General features: G+C 70.5%; 14 protein-coding genes. 9 read left to right on the forward strand and 5 right to left on the reverse strand.

Annotated elements, in window-relative coordinates; translation table 11 throughout:
• From OV207_RS26050 to dnaE, 3 genes are all read right to left on the reverse strand, one after another.
• A partial coding sequence (locus OV207_RS26050) for an Ig-like domain-containing protein (protein WP_267557802.1) occupies positions 1–2,041 on the reverse strand: 2,041 nt, incomplete at its 3' end.
• Between the two features lie 127 nt (positions 2,042–2,168).
• On the reverse strand, positions 2,169–2,972 hold the full coding sequence (locus OV207_RS26055; RefSeq protein WP_193349228.1) for an SDR family oxidoreductase: 804 nt from the start codon (positions 2,970–2,972) through the stop codon (positions 2,169–2,171).
• Positions 2,973–2,993: 21 nt separating this feature from the next.
• Positions 2,994–6,539, reverse strand: a complete 3,546-nt coding sequence (dnaE, locus tag OV207_RS26060) for a DNA polymerase III subunit alpha (protein ID WP_267557803.1) — start codon at positions 6,537–6,539, stop codon at positions 2,994–2,996.
• Positions 6,540–6,776: 237 nt separating this feature from the next.
• Between dnaE and OV207_RS26065 the strand changes: the two genes are divergently transcribed.
• The 3 genes from OV207_RS26065 to OV207_RS26075 all read left to right on the forward strand — a co-directional run bounded on the left by OV207_RS26065 (position 6,777) and on the right by OV207_RS26075 (position 10,177).
• Complete coding sequence (locus OV207_RS26065) at positions 6,777–8,876, forward strand: sulfatase (protein ID WP_267557804.1); 2,100 nt, start codon at positions 6,777–6,779, stop codon at positions 8,874–8,876.
• A gap of 297 nt (positions 8,877–9,173) precedes the next feature.
• Positions 9,174–9,698: a hypothetical protein gene (locus tag OV207_RS26070; RefSeq protein WP_267557806.1), complete on the forward strand. Its 525-nt coding sequence runs from the start codon at positions 9,174–9,176 to the stop codon at positions 9,696–9,698.
• Between the two features lie 11 nt (positions 9,699–9,709).
• Positions 9,710–10,177: an SMI1/KNR4 family protein gene (locus tag OV207_RS26075; RefSeq protein ID WP_267557808.1), complete on the forward strand. Its 468-nt coding sequence runs from the start codon at positions 9,710–9,712 to the stop codon at positions 10,175–10,177.
• 72 nt (positions 10,178–10,249) lie between these two features.
• Here OV207_RS26075 and OV207_RS26080 read toward each other — a convergent pair whose 3' ends face one another.
• The gene (locus OV207_RS26080) at positions 10,250–11,188 is read right to left on the reverse strand and encodes a CPBP family intramembrane glutamic endopeptidase (RefSeq protein ID WP_267557810.1); all 939 of its coding nucleotides are present in this window, start codon (positions 11,186–11,188) and stop codon (positions 10,250–10,252) included.
• Positions 11,189–11,348: 160 nt separating this feature from the next.
• Here OV207_RS26080 and OV207_RS26085 point away from each other — a divergent pair, with 160 nt between their 5' ends.
• The 6 genes from OV207_RS26085 (at position 11,349) to OV207_RS26110 (ending at position 16,792) form a co-directional block, all read left to right on the forward strand.
• Positions 11,349–11,798 carry a Spy/CpxP family protein refolding chaperone gene (locus OV207_RS26085; RefSeq protein ID WP_193349224.1) on the forward strand — a complete coding sequence of 150 codons (450 nt, stop codon included), beginning with the start codon at positions 11,349–11,351 and terminating at the stop codon, positions 11,796–11,798.
• Between the two features lie 128 nt (positions 11,799–11,926).
• Positions 11,927–12,736 carry a hypothetical protein gene (locus OV207_RS26090; RefSeq protein WP_267557811.1) on the forward strand — a complete coding sequence of 270 codons (810 nt, stop codon included), beginning with the start codon at positions 11,927–11,929 and terminating at the stop codon, positions 12,734–12,736.
• The gene (locus OV207_RS26095; RefSeq protein ID WP_267557812.1) at positions 12,733–13,614 is read left to right on the forward strand and encodes an aldo/keto reductase; all 882 of its coding nucleotides are present in this window, start codon (positions 12,733–12,735) and stop codon (positions 13,612–13,614) included. The genes OV207_RS26090 and OV207_RS26095 overlap by 4 nt, the downstream gene beginning before the upstream one ends.
• 127 nt (positions 13,615–13,741) lie before the next feature.
• Positions 13,742–14,023 carry a FruA-associating protein, FapA gene (locus OV207_RS26100; protein ID WP_267557813.1) on the forward strand — a complete coding sequence of 94 codons (282 nt, stop codon included), beginning with the start codon at positions 13,742–13,744 and terminating at the stop codon, positions 14,021–14,023.
• Between the two features lie 79 nt (positions 14,024–14,102).
• A complete protein-coding gene (locus OV207_RS26105) occupies positions 14,103–14,579 on the forward strand; it encodes a (2Fe-2S)-binding protein (protein ID WP_267557814.1) in 477 nt (158 codons plus the stop codon).
• Positions 14,576–16,792, forward strand: a complete 2,217-nt coding sequence (locus OV207_RS26110) for a xanthine dehydrogenase family protein molybdopterin-binding subunit (RefSeq protein ID WP_267557815.1) — start codon at positions 14,576–14,578, stop codon at positions 16,790–16,792. The genes OV207_RS26105 and OV207_RS26110 overlap by 4 nt, the downstream gene beginning before the upstream one ends.
• Here the strand turns inward: OV207_RS26110 and OV207_RS26115 are convergent.
• The gene (locus OV207_RS26115; protein ID WP_420715263.1) at positions 16,774–17,424 is read right to left on the reverse strand and encodes an Isoquinoline 1-oxidoreductase subunit; all 651 of its coding nucleotides are present in this window, start codon (positions 17,422–17,424) and stop codon (positions 16,774–16,776) included. The genes OV207_RS26110 and OV207_RS26115 overlap by 19 nt on opposite strands.
• Between the last annotated feature and the right edge of the window lie 94 nt (positions 17,425–17,518).

Here is a 17,518-nt window from a genome sequence, read left to right on the forward strand (position 1 = left end):
CCTGCGCGCTGCCCGCGTCGACCGGGTCGTTGAAGTGCGACAGCACCAGCTCCGCCGCCGGCCCCGCGCCCATGGTGAAGGACTGGCTCTCCAGGCTGAGCGCCCCCACGGTGGCGGTGAACGTGAACGTGTCCGCCGTGTCCACGCGCAGCCCCTGGAACGTGGCCACGCCGTTGACCGCCGCCACCGCCACCGACGGAAAGGAGGGCTGCCCCGTCAGCGTCAGCGTCACCACCGAGCTGGCGGTGGTGACGACGTCGCCACGCGCGTCCTGGAGCGCCACGAGCACGTCCGCGAGCGCCGTGCCCGCCCTGCCACCCGCCGGCTGCGACACGAACGCCAGCTGCGTCACCTGCGGATTCACCGTGGACACAGTGAGGCTGTCCGACCGCGTGGCGTTGCCCCGCTTGTCCGTCACCTTCAGCGCCACATGGTACGTCGTGCCCACCGCCAGGCCCGTCAGCGTCGCGGACTGCACCGAGCCCGGAGGCACCGGGCTGCCGCTGTCCACCAGGGTCCCCGCCTCGAAGGCCGCGTCCGAATCGATGGGCGCCGTGGCGTAACGCAGCTCCTGCGCGGTCAGCGGTCCCTGGGTGCCGTCATCGCCCACGCCCGTCCACTGCACCGTGAGGCCCGTCTCCGTCGCCGCCGTCTGCGTCAGCACCGGCTTCGCGGGCGGCACGTCGTCCACCACCTCGATGTCAGCGCTGCTCGCGTCCGGCAGCCCGTCCGCGGAGGCCACCAGGTGCGTGAGGCCATGGCCCGCCACGCTCAGCGTCGTGAACGTCGCGACGCCGTCCACCGGCACCGCCTCCGTCGTGCCCGCCAGCGTGAAGCCCGCCTGGGGCAGCGACAGCTTCACCGTCGGCGTGCTCACCCGGACCACGTTTCTGAAGGCGTCCTCCAACTGGACCAACACGGTGCCCAGGGGCGCGCGCGTCGACACGGGCGTGGGCAGCTGCGTGAAGACGAGTTTCGCGGGAGGCCCGGCGGCCACTTCCACATGCAGGGTGAACGCGATGGCGCTCGTGCCGTCGTCAATCATGAGCCGCTGGCTTCCGGCGGTCTGGAAGGTGATGCCCGCGAAGGTGTGCTGCCCTGCGTCCGCGGCCGTGTACGCATGGGCCGCGGGGAGGCTCGCGGCGGAGTCCGTGGACGTCAGCGTCACCGTGCCCGTGTAGTCCGTCACCGTGTTGAAGTACGCGTCCTGCACCGTCACCTGGAGGTCCTGCGCCACGCCCGCCACCGCGGACTCCAGCAGCGTGTTGTAGGCCAGGGTCGCCGGGACGTTGGGGACCACCTTGAAGAAGGTGCTTGAGGCCGGCTCGAAGCCGGGGGCGCTCGCGATGAAGTGGTAGTTGGCGCCCGCCCGCTTCAGCACCACGTCCGGGAAGCGCGCCACGCCATCCACCGCCGTGACCGTCAGCAGGCCCTCCGGGAAGACGACGCCCCCGGAGCCCAGCGACAGCGTCACGTCCGCCGTGCCGTCGGTGATGGGCTGCCCGCTGGCATCCTGGAGGACCACCTCCAGGCCGCCCAGCGCAACGCCCGCCACGCCATCCGGCAGGGCCTGCCTGAACGCGAGCCGCGTGGCCGTGGGGTCGATGAACTCCACCGTGGCGGTGGCGGTGAGCGGCACCGTCTTCCCGTTCAGGTCCTTCACCGACGCCTTCACCGTCTTCACGCCCGTCGTCGTCGACGCCACCTTCGCGACGGTCTCGCCGTTGATGCCGGTGAGCTCCGCCTGCACCGCGATGGAGGCGCCCTCCCCCTCCACCGTCACCGTCACCGCGCGCCCGGGCATCCGCGAGCCGTCCTTGCTCAGCACCGTCACCGTGACGGCGGCTGCGTCCTGGCCGTTCGCGAGCACGCCCGTGGGCCGGTCCACCACCACCGTGGAGGCCGCCGCGTCCACCACGCCCTCCACCACGGGTGGAGGCAAAGGCGAAACGCCGGGCTCGCTACACCCCAGCGACAGACCCAGACACAGCACGCTCAAACCCAGGCAGCGGGCGAGCACCTCGAAACGGGGGGAGGACATGGATGTCTCCGTCCAGCGGGCAGACCCCGCGCGGCATGGAGTGCCTGCGCGGGGCTGCACAGCTTTCTAGCAGACATCCGGCGGCCCCACGAACGCGGGCCGCCCCTTTCAGCTCAACCGAAGAAGCTCAGCTGTTCATCGCCTGGAGGAGCGCGGCGCCGCCCAGCAGGGACTGGCCGCCGTCGCACACCATGATGGCGCCGGTGATGAAGGAGGCCGCGTCGGAGGACAGGAACAGGGCCAGCCGGGAGATGTCCTCCGGGGTGCCAAAGCGCTGCAGCGGCAGGGCCTCGGCCAGCTTCTGCCGTGAGTCCACGGACGGCGCCAGCCGGCTCATGCCCTCGGTGCCTTCGATGGGGCCTGGGGTGATGGCGTTGACGCGCACGCCCGCCCCGCCCCATTCAATGGCGAGCACGCGGGTGAGCATGTCCACGCCGGCCTTGGCGGCGCAGACGTGGGCCTGCATGGCCATGGGCAGGTAGGCCTGGGGCGCGGAGATGGTGATGACGGACGCGCCCGGCTTGCGCAGGTGTTCGAAGGCGGCGCGCGACACGTTGAACGTGCCCAGCACGTCGATGTCCATCACCGCCTTGAAGCCGTTGGAGGACATGCCCAGCGCGGGCGCGGGGAAGTTGCCGGCCGCGCCGCACACCAGCACGTCGATTTCACCGTACGCGTCCTTCACCTGCTGGAGCGCCTTCTCCACGGACGCGTAGTCGCGCACGTCCGCGGCGACGCCCATGGCGGTGCCGTGGGCCTGGAGGCCCTTCACCGCGCCCTCCAGCTTCTCCACGTTGCGGCCGTTGATGGCCACCTTCGCGCCCGCCTTCACGAACGCGGTGGCGATACCGAGGTTGATGCCACTGCTGCCACCGGAGATGAAGGCCGTCTTGCCCTTGAGCAGCCCGTCCCTGAACACGCCATCCGCCATGGAGTCGCTCCTTCTTTCAAATCAGCCGAACTCCACGACCTTCTGCCCGAAGAGCTTGTCCACCGCGAGCAGCAAGTCGTCATTCACCTGCACCCGGAGCGTCGTGCCGGCGATGTGCGCTTCGGCCTCACCGGGGAACAGCACGCTCACGGCCACCGGCGTGGCGCCCGCGTACTTCTTCGCCAGCTCGTTGAGCTTCGCCAGCCGCTCCTCGGTGACGATCTCCGCGGGCAGGCGCAGCTCCAGCCGCTTGGTGCGCTTCTCCCGCACGGACTTGAGGCTCTGGATGTCGTCGACGATGAGCTCCGCGGTGGGCGTGTTCTCGTCGCGCTGCGAAATCTGCACGGTGCCCGTCACCAGGATGGGGTCGTCCGACTTGAGCAGGTGCTCCCACTGCTCGTAGCCCGGCTTGGGCCCCTGCTTGGACCACTTGCCGTCCTTGCCCATCACGTTGCGCGTGCCGTCCTTGCCCGGGAAGCACACCAGCTCCGTGGAGCCGGACAGGTCTTCGATGGTCACCCACGCCATGCGCTTGCCCGTCTTGGTGGGGCGCTCGCGCAGCACGGTGATGATGCCCGCCACGGTGAGCTTCTCGTCGCGGCGCGCGCGCTGCACGGCGGTGATGGGCCGCGCGTAGCGCTTCAGCTCCTTCTCGTACTGGTACAGCGGGTGGCCGGACACGTAGAAGCCGATGGACTCCTTCTCGAAGGCCAGCCGCTCCTTCTCCGGCCACTCATCCACCGCCGCGTAGTCGTCCTTGAGGCCGGTGCCAGCGGCGGCGGGGCCGGAGAGCATGCCGAACAGGGAGCTCTGGCCCGCGGCCTTGTCCTTCTGGCTGGCGGAGCCGCGGTTCATCGCGCGCTCGATGGTCTCGAAGAGCTGCGCGCGGGGGCGCTTCTCGAAGTCGAAGGCGCCCGCCTTCACCAGGGCCTCCAGCACCTTGCGGTTGACGCGCCGGCCGTCCACGCGCTCGCAGAAGTCGAAGAGGCTCTTGAAGGGGCCTTCCTTGCGCGCCTCCAGGATGGACTCGATGGCGCCCTCGCCCACGCCCTTGATGGCGCCCAGACCGAAGCGGATCTTCCCCTCCACCGCGCCGAAGGCCAGGTCGGACTGGTTCACGTCCGGCGGCAGCACCTGCGTGCCCGACTCGCGGGCCTCGCCGATGTGCTTCACCACCTTGTCCGTGTTGTCCTTCTCGCTGGTGAGAAGGGCGGCCATGAATTCGCACGGGTAGTGGGCCTTGAGCCACGCCGTGTGGATGGTGACCAGGCCGTACGCCGCGGAGTGGCTCTTGTTGAAGCCGTACTCGGCGAACTTCTCCATCAGGTCGAAGATTTCGCCCGCGACCTTCAGGTCCACGTTGTTGGCCTTGCAGCCCTCCATGAAGCCGGCGCGCTCGGCCTGCATGACCTCGGCCTTCTTCTTGCCCATGGCGCGGCGAAGCAGGTCCGCGCGGCCCAGGGTGTAGCCACCCAGGACCTGCGAAATCTGCATCACCTGCTCCTGGTACACGATGACGCCGTAGGTGTCCTTGAGGACGGGCTCCAGGTTCGGGTGCGGATACGACACCTTCTCCCGGCCGTGCTTGCGGTTGATGAAGACGTCCACCATGCCGGCGTCCAGCGGACCCGGGCGGTAGAGCGCGCCCGCGGCGATGACGTCTTCGAAGCAGGACGGCTTGAGCTTCATCACCATTTCGGTGAAGCCGCTGGACTCCATCTGGAAGACGCCGGCCGTGTCGCCCTTGGCCATCAGCGCCCACATGCTCTCGTCGGTGAGCGGGATCTCGTGCCGCTTGATGTCCTTGCCGTGGTTGCGGTTCACCAGGTCCAGCGCGTGCTGGATGACGGTGAGCGTCTTCAGGCCCAGGAAGTCGAACTTCACCAGGCCCGCGGCCTCCACCTCGTCCTTGGCGAACTGGGTGATGAGGATCTTCTCGCCCGGGGGCGAGTAGACGGGCACGAACTCCCACAGGGGCTTGTCGGCGATGACGACGCCGGCCGCGTGCATACCGGGCTGGCGGTGCAGGCCCTCCAGCGCGAGCGCGATTTCGAGCACGTCCTTGGTGGTGACGGGGTTGCCCTCCACCTCACCGATGTTGGCGGGCTTTTCGATCATCTCCTTGAGGCGAGGCTCCATTTCGATGGCCTCCTTCAGGGAGATGTTGAGCACTTCGGGCACCAGCTTCGCGATGCGGTCGCCTTCGCTGAAGGGCAGGCCGAAGACGCGGCACACGTCGCGCAGCACGCTCTTGGCCTTGAGCGAACCGAACGTGATGATCTGCCCCACGTTCATCTCGCCGTACTTGCGGCCCACGTACTTGATGACCTCGTCGCGCCGGTCCTGGCAGAAGTCGATGTCGAAGTCCGGCATCGACACGCGCTCCGGGTTGAGGAAGCGCTCGAAGAGGAGGTTGTACGGGATGGGGTCCAGGTCGGTGATGCGCAGCGCGTACGCCACGAGCGACCCCGCGCCGGAGCCTCGGCCCGGGCCCACCGGGATGTTCTGCTTCTTCGCCCAGTTGATGAAGTCCTGGACGATGAGGAAGTAGCCGCTGAAGCCCATGCGCTGGATGACGCCCAGCTCCAGGGTGAGGCGGTCTTTGTACTGCTGGTGGTCGATGGGGTACTGGTGCTTGAGCTCCTCGAAGCGCTGGCGCAGGCCCTCGTAGGACAGCTCCGCCATGAAGGAGTCCGGGGTGTGGCTGTCCGGCACCTTGAACGTGGGGAGCATGGGCTTGCCCAGCTTCAGCTCCACGTTGCACTGCTCGGCGATGCGCTGGGTGTTGTGGACGGCCTCGGGCGTGTCCTTGAAGAACTCCAGCATCTCCGCGGGGCTCGTCACGTAGAGCTTGTCGGTGGAGTGGCGCAGGCGCTTGCTGTCCGCGAGCGTCTTGCCGCTGGCGATGCACATGAGCAGCTCGTGCGCCCGGGCGTCCTCGCGCTTGATGTAGTGCGCGTCCGCGGTGGCGACGAGCGGGATGTCCATGTCCCGCGAGAGCTGCTTGAGGTTCTCGTTCGCCTTGTCCTGCTCCGGCATCCCGTTGGATTGGATCTCCAGGAAGAACTGCCCGGGCTCGAAGATGTTCTTGTACTCACCGGCGGCGCGGCGGGCGTGGTCCATGTCGCCGCGGAAGCACGCGCTCGTCACTTCACCGCCCAGGCACGCGGTGAGCCCGAAGAGGCCCTTGCTGTGCTTGGCGAGCACCTCCTTGTCGATGCGCGGGTGGTAGTAGAACCCGTTCATGTACGCGGTGGAGGACAGGTAGCGCAGGTTCGCGTAGCCCTCCTCGTTCTTCGCCAGGAGGATGAGGTGGTGGGCCACCTTCTCCGAACGGTCCTCGCGCCCCTTGGGGCCCGCGACGTAGGCCTCCAGGCCGAGGATGGGCTTGATGCCGGCGTCCTTCGCCTTCTTGTAGAAGTCGATGGTGCCGAACATGTTGCCGTGGTCCGTGACGGCCACGCTCGACATGCCCTTCTCCTTCACCGTCTTGATGAGGTCCTTCATCCGGATCGCCCCATCGAGCAGCGAATAGAGGGTGTGGAGGTGAAGGTGGGTAAAGGACATGGGCGTCAGGTTCCCGGGGTGAAGAGGGAGGCGCCTGAACACTAGAGCCCGCAACCCCTGCTCGCCAGTCCAGTGACGGGCCCCCCGGTCTTCGGCCGTCTGCGAGTGAAGCGGGGCCCGGAAATCCGGCCCGGGGCAACACCCGGAGCGGAATCCAGGCCCCCGGTCGTCCAGGCGTGGGCAGTCCGGCGCATCGCGGGATGCCGGACGTGGGATTCGTGCCCACGCTGCCCCAGGATGCCCGCCACCACCGCCCGTCCACCGACGCTTCCCCGAGCCCTCCTGCTGGGCTGCCGGGCAGGCCTGCTCGTCTTCCTGGTGCTCTACACGCTCTGTGCCCTGCTGAACATGCAACTGGGTTACCAGGGGAACGAGAGCCGCATCGTCACGGACTGGGTGTGGACCGAGTGGCGCTCCGTGGTGCTGTGGCAGGTGGCGCGGCTGCTCGCGGCGTACTGCGTGGTGGGGCTGGGGCTGGGGGCGCTGCTGGGGGCCGGGCTGTGGGCCGCGGAGCGGGGCCGGCGCGCGGTGTTCTGGGGGAGCGGCCTGGGGTGCCTGGTGGTGGAGGGGATGCTGGTGCTGGGGGACATGGCGCACCATCCGCACGTCTACGCGGCGACGCTGTATGGGCGCTCGGAGGTGACGGCGGCGCTGCTGCGGGGCGTGAGCGGGACGCAGCCTTCGGGTTGGTACACGGCGGCGCTGGTGCTGCCGGTGTTGAGCGTGCTGGCGGTGGTGACGCGGTGGCTGGTCATGGCGCCGCGCTGGCGCAGCGTGATGGGGGGCATGGCGGTGGCGGCGGTGGTGGTGGGGTTCACCGGCCTGGGCCTCGCGCGGACGCGCGGCGCGGAGACGTCCGCATCGCCACGGCCGAACCTGCTCATCCTGGCGTCGGACGGGCTGCGGCCGGACCACCTGTCGGGCAACGGGTATTCGCGGGCCACGTCGCCCAACATCGACCGGCTGATGGCGGAGGGCACGCGCTTCGACGACACGGTGGTGCAGGTGCCGCGCACCGCGCCGTCGTGGACGACGCTGCTGACGTCGCAGTGGGCGGGCGAGCACCCGGTGGTGCACACACTGGTGGGGCCCGAGGCGCGCGAGGCGAAGCTCACCACGCTGGCCACGGTGCTGGCGGAGCAGGGCTACCGCACGGCCGTGGTGGCGGACTACGCGGGGGACCACTTCTCCCGCTTCGAGTACGGCTTCCACCAGGTGTCCGCGCCGGACTTCCGCTTCCCGGACCTGGTCCGCCAGCGGATGCTCATCATGAACGTGGCGCTGCTGCCGTGGACGTCGCTGGCGCCGGGGCTGTTTCCGGAGCGGGGCCAGTTCCCGGAGCTGACCGACCCCGCCCCGTTGCGGGCGCGGGTGCGCCGCACGCTGGCGGGCCTGCCGGAGGACGCGCCGTTCGCGCTGGTGGTCTTCGCATCGTCCACGCACTTCCCCTACGCCGCGCCGTGGCCGCAGGAGGGCCGGTTCGTGGAGCGGGGCTACCGGGGGCCGTGGCGGTTCGGCGCGACGCCGAGGATGGAGGTGGATCCCCAGGCGCCTACGATCACGCCCCAGGACGTGGCGGCGCTGGGGGCGAACTACGACGCGGGGGTGCGGACCTTCGACAGCCTGGTGGGGAGCCTGCGCCAGGACCTGGAGCGGCGCGGGCGGTGGGACGACACGCTGGTGGTGCTGGTGTCGGACCACGGGGAGCACCTGGAGGACGCGGGCCTGGGGCTGGGCCACGGCGACCACCTGTGGGGCCGCGCGGCGCTGCGCATCCCCTTCGTGGTGCGGCTGCCCGGGCAGGTGGCACAAGGGCGCGCGGTGACGCAGCGGGCGCGCTCGCTGGACGTGGCGCCCACGCTGCTGGAGCTCCTGGGCGTGAGCGCGCCGGAGTCCTTCCGAGGCCGCTCGCTCGCGTCGCTGGTGAAGCCCGGACCGGAGCCCCGGCCGCTGCCGGACCTGCCCGCGCTCATCGAAACGGACCTGTGGTTCAGCGACCGCGACGGACAGCCGTACCAGACCGTGCGCGTCCCCTACCCGTGGATCTACGAGACGGCCACGGTGGAGCCGGACACTGGAGAGATTTCACTCAAGCCCGAATGGGAAGGCACCGTGCTGCGCGCGCGGCACCGGGGCCTGTACCTGGGCCGGTGGAAGCTGCTGGAGCTGCCCACGCCGGACGGGGTGGTGCTACAGCTCTTCGACGTGGTGACGGACCCCGAGGAGAAGCGCGACGTGGCCGGGGACTTCCCCAACGTGGTGACCGCGATGCGCGCGAAGCTGGCCGCGGAGTTGCCGGATGCCTCCGGAGAAGCGCGCAGCCCGGTCATCCACTGAGGGCCCGCACGGAGCTGGCGCTTCGCGGGTGCGATGCCGCCCAGGGCCTTCAGCAGGCCGAAGACAGAAGCGGGTCCCATGCCGCATGCGGAGCCAATGTCATGCAGGGAATGGTGCGCACCGGTTGAATGCACCCTCGCAGTCATGACTTAACTCGCCGCGTTGATCGTGCTGTCATGGTTTCCCGTGACAGCCATTCCCCCTGTTCAAGGCGCCGCGAGTGCTGCCCTCCTCGTCCTCGTGAGCTGCGGCTCCGCCACCCTCGGCACCGTTGGCCCCCCCGCATCCGCGAAGTGGGTGAGCCCGATCGTCGCCAGTCCGGACGGTGGCCAGGTGCGCACCACCATCTATTACGGGCCCTGGCAGTGCAGCGCCGCGTTCATGGCCCGCTGCGAGTCGAAGTGCGCAGCCCAGGGCCACGCGCTCATGGGTTGCATGTGGCTCGCCGACATCAAGGGCGACTGGCAGGGCCGCTTCATGCTGATGCCCGCGGAGGCCGGCGGGCGGCTCGCCATCACCCACTGCTGCTGCGACTACCCCAAGGTGGCGGACCTGGAGGCCCGCAGGAAGGCGTGGAACAACGCGCGCAAGTCGTTCCGAAGGGACTGGGCGAGCGAGTACGGCGACTGGCCGAGGAGTGGTGATGCCTGGCCGGGACACCACATCTTCGACCTCGCGCACGGAGGGGAGCCCGTGGCACCTGGCAACGTGCTCCCCGTACCGAAGGCAGTGCATGACGTCTTCACCACTGAGTACCCCGCCTGCTACGCGCCCGGGGGGCGATGGCGCGCCGTAGGCCCGGACCATCCCTATTCAGATTGAGGACCGCGCCCATGCCCACGCCCATCGAGCGCCTGCTGGTCGAAATCACCCGGCACCACTACCCGAATCCCCCTGCGACAGCCGCGCAGCTTGCGGCGTTTGAATCGCGCGTGAATTGGATGCTTGACCCGGACTTGCGCGCCTTCTACCTGCACTGCGATGGCGCGACCCTCTTCGATCCGCGCGACCAGGACCCGAACTATCGCATCCTGCCCCTGGCGGAGATCGAGCGTGCGCGAGTCAGAATGCGCCATGAGGACAGCGACACCTACGGGGCTGCCTCCTGGTACACGCTGCTCTACCTCCAGGATGGCGACTACGTGCTCGTGGATGTCGCCCAGCAGGTGGGCGGGCGCTATCCGATGTTGGACGCATTTCACGAGACCTATCCCGAGGTGAAACAGATTGCCTCGTCCTTCGGCGAGTTCCTGGAGGAGGCGCTGGCCAGCGGGGACGACTACTTCTGGCTGAAGGGGTGAAGCAGGCGTGGCGCCAGCCCTCGGTGAGCATCAGGGTCGTTGTCGCGTGAGAGAGGGCCCCGCCCAGCGCCATCAAGGACCGACGATCGCGGTCCTCGCCTGGGGCTCCACCGGGGAGGCCCCGGTCCGACGCAGCAGCATCACCGCGCCCACCGTCAGCAGGGTGCACACGACGAGCAGCGCCGCGTGCATGGAGGTCGGCAGCTCCAGGGCGGACGGCGCGAAGCGGGTCAGGAGGAAGGACGCCGCGTTGTTGAGGATGTGGACGAACACGGGCAGACGCACGCTGCCGGTGCGCTCCGCGAGCCAGCCCAGATACACGCCCAGCACCAGCGCCAGGGGGCTGTGGATGGGGTCCAGGTGCATGAAGCCGAAGAGCGTGGCGGCCCCCGCGATGCCGGCCCAGGGGCCCCAGCGCTCCACCAGGCGCGTCTGCACGTAGCCCCGGAAGAACAATTCCTCCCCCGTGCCCGCCACCAGCGTGCCGAAGAACATCAGCAACGCGAACGTCCCGAGCGACCCCTGGCTGGTGGCCTGCAACCCCTTCAGCGACGACGTCCAATCCCATACACCCACGAGCACGCTCAGGCTCTCCATCGCCTGCCCCAGCGCGAAGCAGCCCACCAGCGCGGCCCCCCAGGCCCAGGCAGGCAGGGACACGCCCGGCCTGGTTCTCAGCCGCTCCCGCAGCGGGCGGGGGGAGAGCCACCCGCCCATGAGCGCGACGCCCAGCCCCACGAGGCTCGACAGCATCACGCCCGCAACGTGCAGCCACGGCAACAACTTGATCTGCTCCATCATGGCCGCCATGGCCGCGGCGTCCGGGGACTTCACGCCGGTCCGCGCCATCTCCAGCGCCATCGCGATGCCAGCGAACAGGGTGCCCCCGACGAGGAGCGTCACCAACATGAGCCCGAACGCGAGGAACACCGTCCACACCCGGGGGCGCTCCGGGGAGGCGGGCGCGGGCGGAGTGTCCTGGGTGGAGGAAGGTTCGGGCTGGAAATCCATGGCGCGCGACGTTAGTGCCCACGCCATTCCAAGTCGAACCGGGCCTCGCGGCTGGCTTCACACTACTTCACGTCCCATGCAAACCCACGCAATGAGCGGTCTGCATATTGGCTCCAGTCACGAAGCGGGAAACGAACCCCACGCCTGGAGACACCACGCCATGAAGAAGAAGCTCGTCATCGCCGGTACCGCCGTCGTCGCCGTCACCCTCCTCACCGGCTTCGGCTTCGGCGGCCGCGGTCACCACGGCTCACCGGATCCGGAGCGCATCAAGCAGATGGTGACGTGGAAGCTGGACGACAAGCTGGATGACCTGGACGCCACCGAAGCGCAGCGCTCGTCCATCCACGCCGTGAAGGACCGCCTGCTCGCGGAAGGCCAGCAGCTCATGGTGGGACAGCAGGCCGTGCGCAAGGAGGCCCTGGCCCAGCTCGAATCCCCGACGCCCGACGCCGCGAAGCTGCACGCGCTGGTGGACTCGCGCATCGACGCCTTCCGCGCCTTCGCCCACAAGGCGACCGACGCCGTGCTGGAGATGCACCGCACGCTGACGCCGGCCCAGCGGCAGGAGCTGGCCACCGAGTACCGCGAACGCACCGGCCAGAAGTAGCGCCGGCTTTACCGGCGGCCCGTCCTCTTCCCGGGACGGGCCGTTGGGGTTGCGCTCAGGCTGACATTCTCTTCGGCGGCCCTTGCGCCAGCGTGGGCAGGGCCTGCCCGGGCGGCTATGGTCGGACGGTGGATTACACCGACTACGCTCGACGCATCCGTGCCCATGCCTCCCTGGGTGAACTCACCGAATACGGACAGGTGCACGAAGGCGGGCGCGACTACCCGCTCTTCCGCCTCATCGTCCCTGGCGAACGCTGGCTCGTCATCACCTCCGGCTTCCACGGCGAGGAACCCGCCGGTCCGCTGACGCTCGCCCAGCACCTGCCCGACGTCGTGGCCTACGCGAAGTCCAAGGGCGTGGGCCTGCGCGTCTACCCGTGCATCAACCCCTCCGGCTTCGAGGACGGCACGCGCTACAACCGCAGCGGCGAACACCCCAACAACGACTTCATGCGCTATGAAATCGCCCCCGGCGAGTGGCGCGGGGAGCTCATCGGCGATCCGCCCATCCTGCGCTGGGCCCTGTACGACGGCGGCCCCAAGGAGACGCGCGCGGTGAGGGCCGACCTGGCCCGCTTCCCGCCTCCCGACGCCGCGCTCGACATCCACCAGGACAACTACCTGGGCGGCGTCGCCACGTACGCGTACACCTTCGGGGACAAGGCCGCCTACGTCCCGATGATGGAGGCCTGCGCCGCGCACGCCACCGTGGTGCGCAGCCGCAAGGTGGACGACAACAGCTTCGCCGACGAGAACGGCTTCGTCGTCTTCCACGACGGCAGCGTCACCGACTGGTACACGCGCCAGGGCGTGCCGTACACCGCCGCGCTGGAGACCACCACGCCCACGTCGCGCGACGCGTGCGACACCGTGAACCTCATCTGGATCCGCGGCTTCATCGACCTGGCGGCGCGTGGCGAAGGCCCCAAGCGATGATGCAGCGCCCCCTGGGAAGCAGCGGCCTCACCGTCTCCGCGCTCGGCTTCGGCGCGGGCCCGGTGGGCAGCGAAGCGCTCAGTGACTCCGACGCGGGCGCGCTGCTCCACGGCGTGCTGGACGCGGGCGTCACCCTCATCGACACCGCGCCCAGCTACGGCGCGTCCGAGGAGCGCATCGGCCGACACCTCGCCTCGCGGCGCCGGGAGTTCGTGCTGTCCACCAAGTGCGGCTACGGCGTGCCCGGCGTGGAGGACTGGACGCCCGAGTGCATCACGCGCGGCGTGGACCTGGCCCTCCAGCGCCTGCGCACCGACGTGCTGGACGTGCTGCACTTCCATTCGTGCCCGCCGGACGTGCTGCGCCGGCCCGGCCTTCTGGAGGCGCTCACGCGCGCGGTGGAGGCGGGCAAGGTGCGCGCCGCCGCGTACTCGGGTGACAACGCGGGCCTGGACGCCGCGCTGGAGACGGGCGTGTTCGCGGTGGTGCAGACGTCCGTGAACCTCTTCGACCAGCGCTCGCTGGACCACGGCGTGGCGAAGGCCGTGTCGCGCGGCGTGGGCGTCATCGCGAAGCGGCCCCTGGCCAACGCCCCGTGGCGCCACCACGACCGGCCGTCCTCCCACGACGTGGGCGAATACTGGGACCGGATGCGGCGCATGGACGTGCGCCCGGAGGGGCCGGACTGGCCGGAGCTGGCGCTGCGCTTCGCCGCGTACGCGCCCGGCGTCGCGACCTGCATCGTGGGCACCACGCGGCTGGACAACCTGCGCGCCAACGCGCGGGCGCTGGAGCAGGGCGCGCTGCCCGAAGCCCACGTCCACGCCCTCCGGGACGCCTTCCGCCGGAATGACCACGGCTGGGATGGCGTTGTCTGAACAGCCTCCAGGGGCCCCGTTCCGTCAAGCAGCGAAGATTCCAACGCCGCCAACTGCTCACCATCAACGTTTGTCTCGTCCAGGCGGGTCGGGTGCTAGCTCTTGGGTCCGTGTCGACCATCCGGACATGAACGAGATGCCAGAGTTTGAGAAGCAGGGAGAGTCGGCGGAGATCCACCCCTCGGAGCTGGACCTCCACCAGGTGGAGCACACTCCGCAGGTGGCCTCCTGGCTGCGCATGCGGGCCAGCCAGTGGCTGGGCAACGCGCAGAAGGCGTACAACGAAGCCGTCTTCGCGCGGGATGGGTCGGACGCGTCGCTGGACCGCTTCGCCGACGCCCGCTCGGAGCTGGACTCCGCCGAGGCCTGGGCCCTGCGCGTTGCCGACTTCCTCATGCGCCCGCAGTAGCGCCGTCCGCTGACGGGAGTTGGACGTTCGCCTCCCTCGCCGGCCCCGACAGGCGTCGCGGGCTTGATAGTTTTCGCGGATGGCCTTCACGCTGACCGTCAACGGGACGCCCCACGTCATCGAGCCGGGTGAGGGAGAGGAGGACATCCCCCTCCTCTACGTGCTCCGCGACACCCTGCGCCTCAACGGGGCGAAGTACGGCTGCGGCGTGGGGCAGTGTGGGGCCTGCACCGTGCTGCGCGACGGGGCGCCGGTGCGCTCGTGCCTCGTGCCGGCGGCGTCCCTCCAGGGCCGGGAGCTCACCACGCTGGAGGGGCTGCGCGCTCCGGATGGAGCCCTTCATGCGCTCCAGCGCGCGTTCCTGGCCGAGCAGGCCGGACAGTGCGCGTACTGCATCCCGGGGATGATGCTCACGGCGGCGGGGCTGCTCCAGCGCAAGCGCTCGCCCACGGAGGCGGACATCCGGACCGCGCTGGACGCGAACCTGTGCCGGTGTGGTTCGCACAACCGCATCGTGCGCGCCGTGCAGCGCGCGGCGGCGGAGCTGGCGAAGTGAGCGCCCGCGTCTCCCGACGTTCGGTGCTGAAGGGCTCGCTGGTGCTGGCCTTCTCGCTGGTGGTGCCCGCGCCTTCCGCGCAGGGGCAGGGGCGGCGGCTGCCCGGGGACCTGGCGCGCACGCCCGGGCTCGATGCGTGGTTGCGCATCGGCGCGGACGGCGTCGTCACGTTGATGACGGGCAAGGTGGAGCTGGGCCAGGGCATCCTCACCGCGCTGGGGCAGCTCTGCGCGGACGAGCTGGACGTCGAACCGGCGCGGCTGCGCATCCTCTCCGGGGACACCCGTGTCTGTCCCCCGGAGGGCGTCACCGCCGGCAGCATGTCCATCCCCAACGCCGGGGCGGCCGTGCGGCAGGCCTCCGCGGAGGTGCGCGCGCTGCTCGTGTCCATGGCCGCCACGCGCCTGCGCGTCCCGGAGCAGCGGCTGCGCGTCCAGGACGGCACGGTGCGGGCCCCCGGGGGCAGCGCCGTCACGTACTGGGCGCTCGTCGGTGGGCAGACGCTGAACCGCGAGGCCACCGGCACCGTCGCGCCCAAGGCCGCCTCCCAGCGACGCCACGCGGGCCGTCCCCTGCCCCGGTTGGACCTGCCCGCGAAGCTCACCGGCGAGCCGCGCTTCGTCCAGGACCTGCGCCCCGACACGCTGGTGCACGGCCGCGTCGTGCGCGCGCCCACGCCGGGGGCCTCCCTGGTGGCGGTGGAGACGTCCCGGGTGGCCGCGATGCCCGGCGTGCTGAAGGTGGTGCGGGACGGAGACTTCCTGGGCGTCATCGCCACGCGCGAGTGGCTGGCCGTGAAGGCCGCCGCCGCCCTGGCGCTCGCCGCGCGGTGGAAGGACGGCGCGCCCCTGCCCGTGGATCCCCATGCGTGGTTGCTGGCCCAGCCCACGCAGGACGCGGTCATCCACCGCGTCGAGCGCCCCACCGACGTCGCGCCCACGCGCACGCTGGAGGCCACCTACCGCCGGCCGTACCAGATGCACGCGTCCATCGGGCCGTCCTGCGCCGTGGCCGCGTGGGACGGGAGCACGATGACCGTGGACACCCACAGCCAGAGTGTCTTCGAGACGTCCGAGGCCATCGCGAGGCTGCTGGGGCTCCGAAAGGAGCAGGTGCATGGCCGGCACGTGGAGGGCTCCGGGTGCTACGGCCACAACGGCGCGGACGACGCGGCGGCGGATGCGGCGCTGCTGGCCCGCGCCCTGCCCGGCCACGCCGTGCGCGTGCAGTGGTCGCGCGAGGACGAACACACCCACGAACCCTACGGCGCCGCGATGGTGACGAAGGTGCGCGCGGGCGTGGACGCGAACGGCGACGTGCTCGACTGGGATTACGCGCTGTGGTCCACGTCGCACGGGACCCGGCCCTTCGCCGAGCCCGGCAACCTGCTGGCGGGCCGTTCGCTGGCGAAGCCGTTCGCGCAGCCGACGCCGAGGAATGGCGGGCCGCCGAGCTACTCCGCCGACCGCAATGCCATCCCGCTGTATGTCTTTCCCGGCCAGACGGTGACGACGCACTTCGTGAGGGCGATGCCCCTGCGCGTGTCGTCCATGCGCGGCCTGGGCGCCTACGCGAACGTCTTCTCGATTGAGTCCTTCGTGGACGAGCTGGCGCACTCGGCGGGCGTGGACCCGGCGGAGTACCGCCTGCGGCAGCTCCAGGACCCGCGGGCGAAGGCGGTCATCCTCCGCGCGACGGAGCGGTTCGGCTGGAGCCGCTTCGAGCGCAGGCCGCACCACGGCCGGGGCCTGGCCTTCGCCCGGTACAAGAACCTGGCGGCGTACTGCGCGGTGTGCCTGGAGGTCTTCGTCGATCCCGCGACGCACGCGCCGCGCGTGGTGCGCGCCGTGCTCGCCGCCGACGCGGGCGAGGTGGTCAACCCGGACGGGCTGGCCAACCAGTTGGAAGGGGGGCTGCTCCAGTCGCTGAGCTGGAGCCTGAAGGAGGCCGTCCACCACGACGCACGGCGCATCCTGTCGCGCGACTGGGAGGGCTATCCCATCCTCACCTTCTCCGAAGCGCCTCCCGTGGACGTGCAGCTCATCGACCGTCCGGAGGAGCCGTTCCTGGGCGCGGGAGAGGCGAGCCAGGGGCCCGCGCCCGCGGCGCTCGCCAACGCCGTGTTCGCCGCGACGGGGCTGCGCGTGCGCGACCTGCCGGTGACGCCAGAGCGGCTGGCGGCGCTGCGCCGGGCTCAGGGCTCCGGGCAGTAGGCGCCGGAGTCCACCCACGCCTGGAAGAGCCTGCCGAACGCGGCCTGCGTGCCGGGCACCGGCTGTCGCCCCGGGCCCGGGTCCCAGCCCCAGCCCACGAGTTCGTCCTTCGCCATGTGGTGCTGGAGCGCCGCCAGGTCCTTGCCCCCGTTGCGCTTCGGGTCCTTGAGCTGTTCGCAGATGGCGCCCAGCGAGTGCCCCACCCACGCCATCTCCACCGGCGCCAGCGCCCACTTCGGGTTGCCGGGGATGCTGGCCACGGTGGCGCCCACCGTGGGGGTGTTCGTCGCCTGATGGCAGGCCGTGCAGGGCAGCCCGGGAGGTCCGTGGCCGTCCTCGCCTCCCACCACCGCCGGGACATGGGCGCGCTGCTCCATCCCCTGGCGGGGCCGCCCATCCGCCGGGTGGCAGCTGGTGCAGCGGGGATGGGCAATCACCCGGCCCGCTTCGACGAAGAGCGCCACGGAGCGCTCGCGGGCGTCCTGGATGTCCGCGAAGGACTCCACGGACCGGAGCGCCGCCGGGGGCGCGCGGGTTTCAGGCGAGGGAGCTGGGGCCGGCGTCGCGCACCGGCAGCCCGTGAGCGCGACGACCCCGCACGACGTCAGGAGGAGACTCCTCAGGCTTCGCATTCCCGTCGAGCGTGCCATGGGCGGAGCCCCGCCCACCACCCGCGCCAGCATCCAGGGGCACCGGACTGTCCACCTTCCGCCGTGTCTCCGACCC

It is taken from the genome of Corallococcus sp. BB11-1, assembly GCF_026626625.1.
Lineage (GTDB): Bacteria > Myxococcota > Myxococcia > Myxococcales > Myxococcaceae > Corallococcus > Corallococcus soli.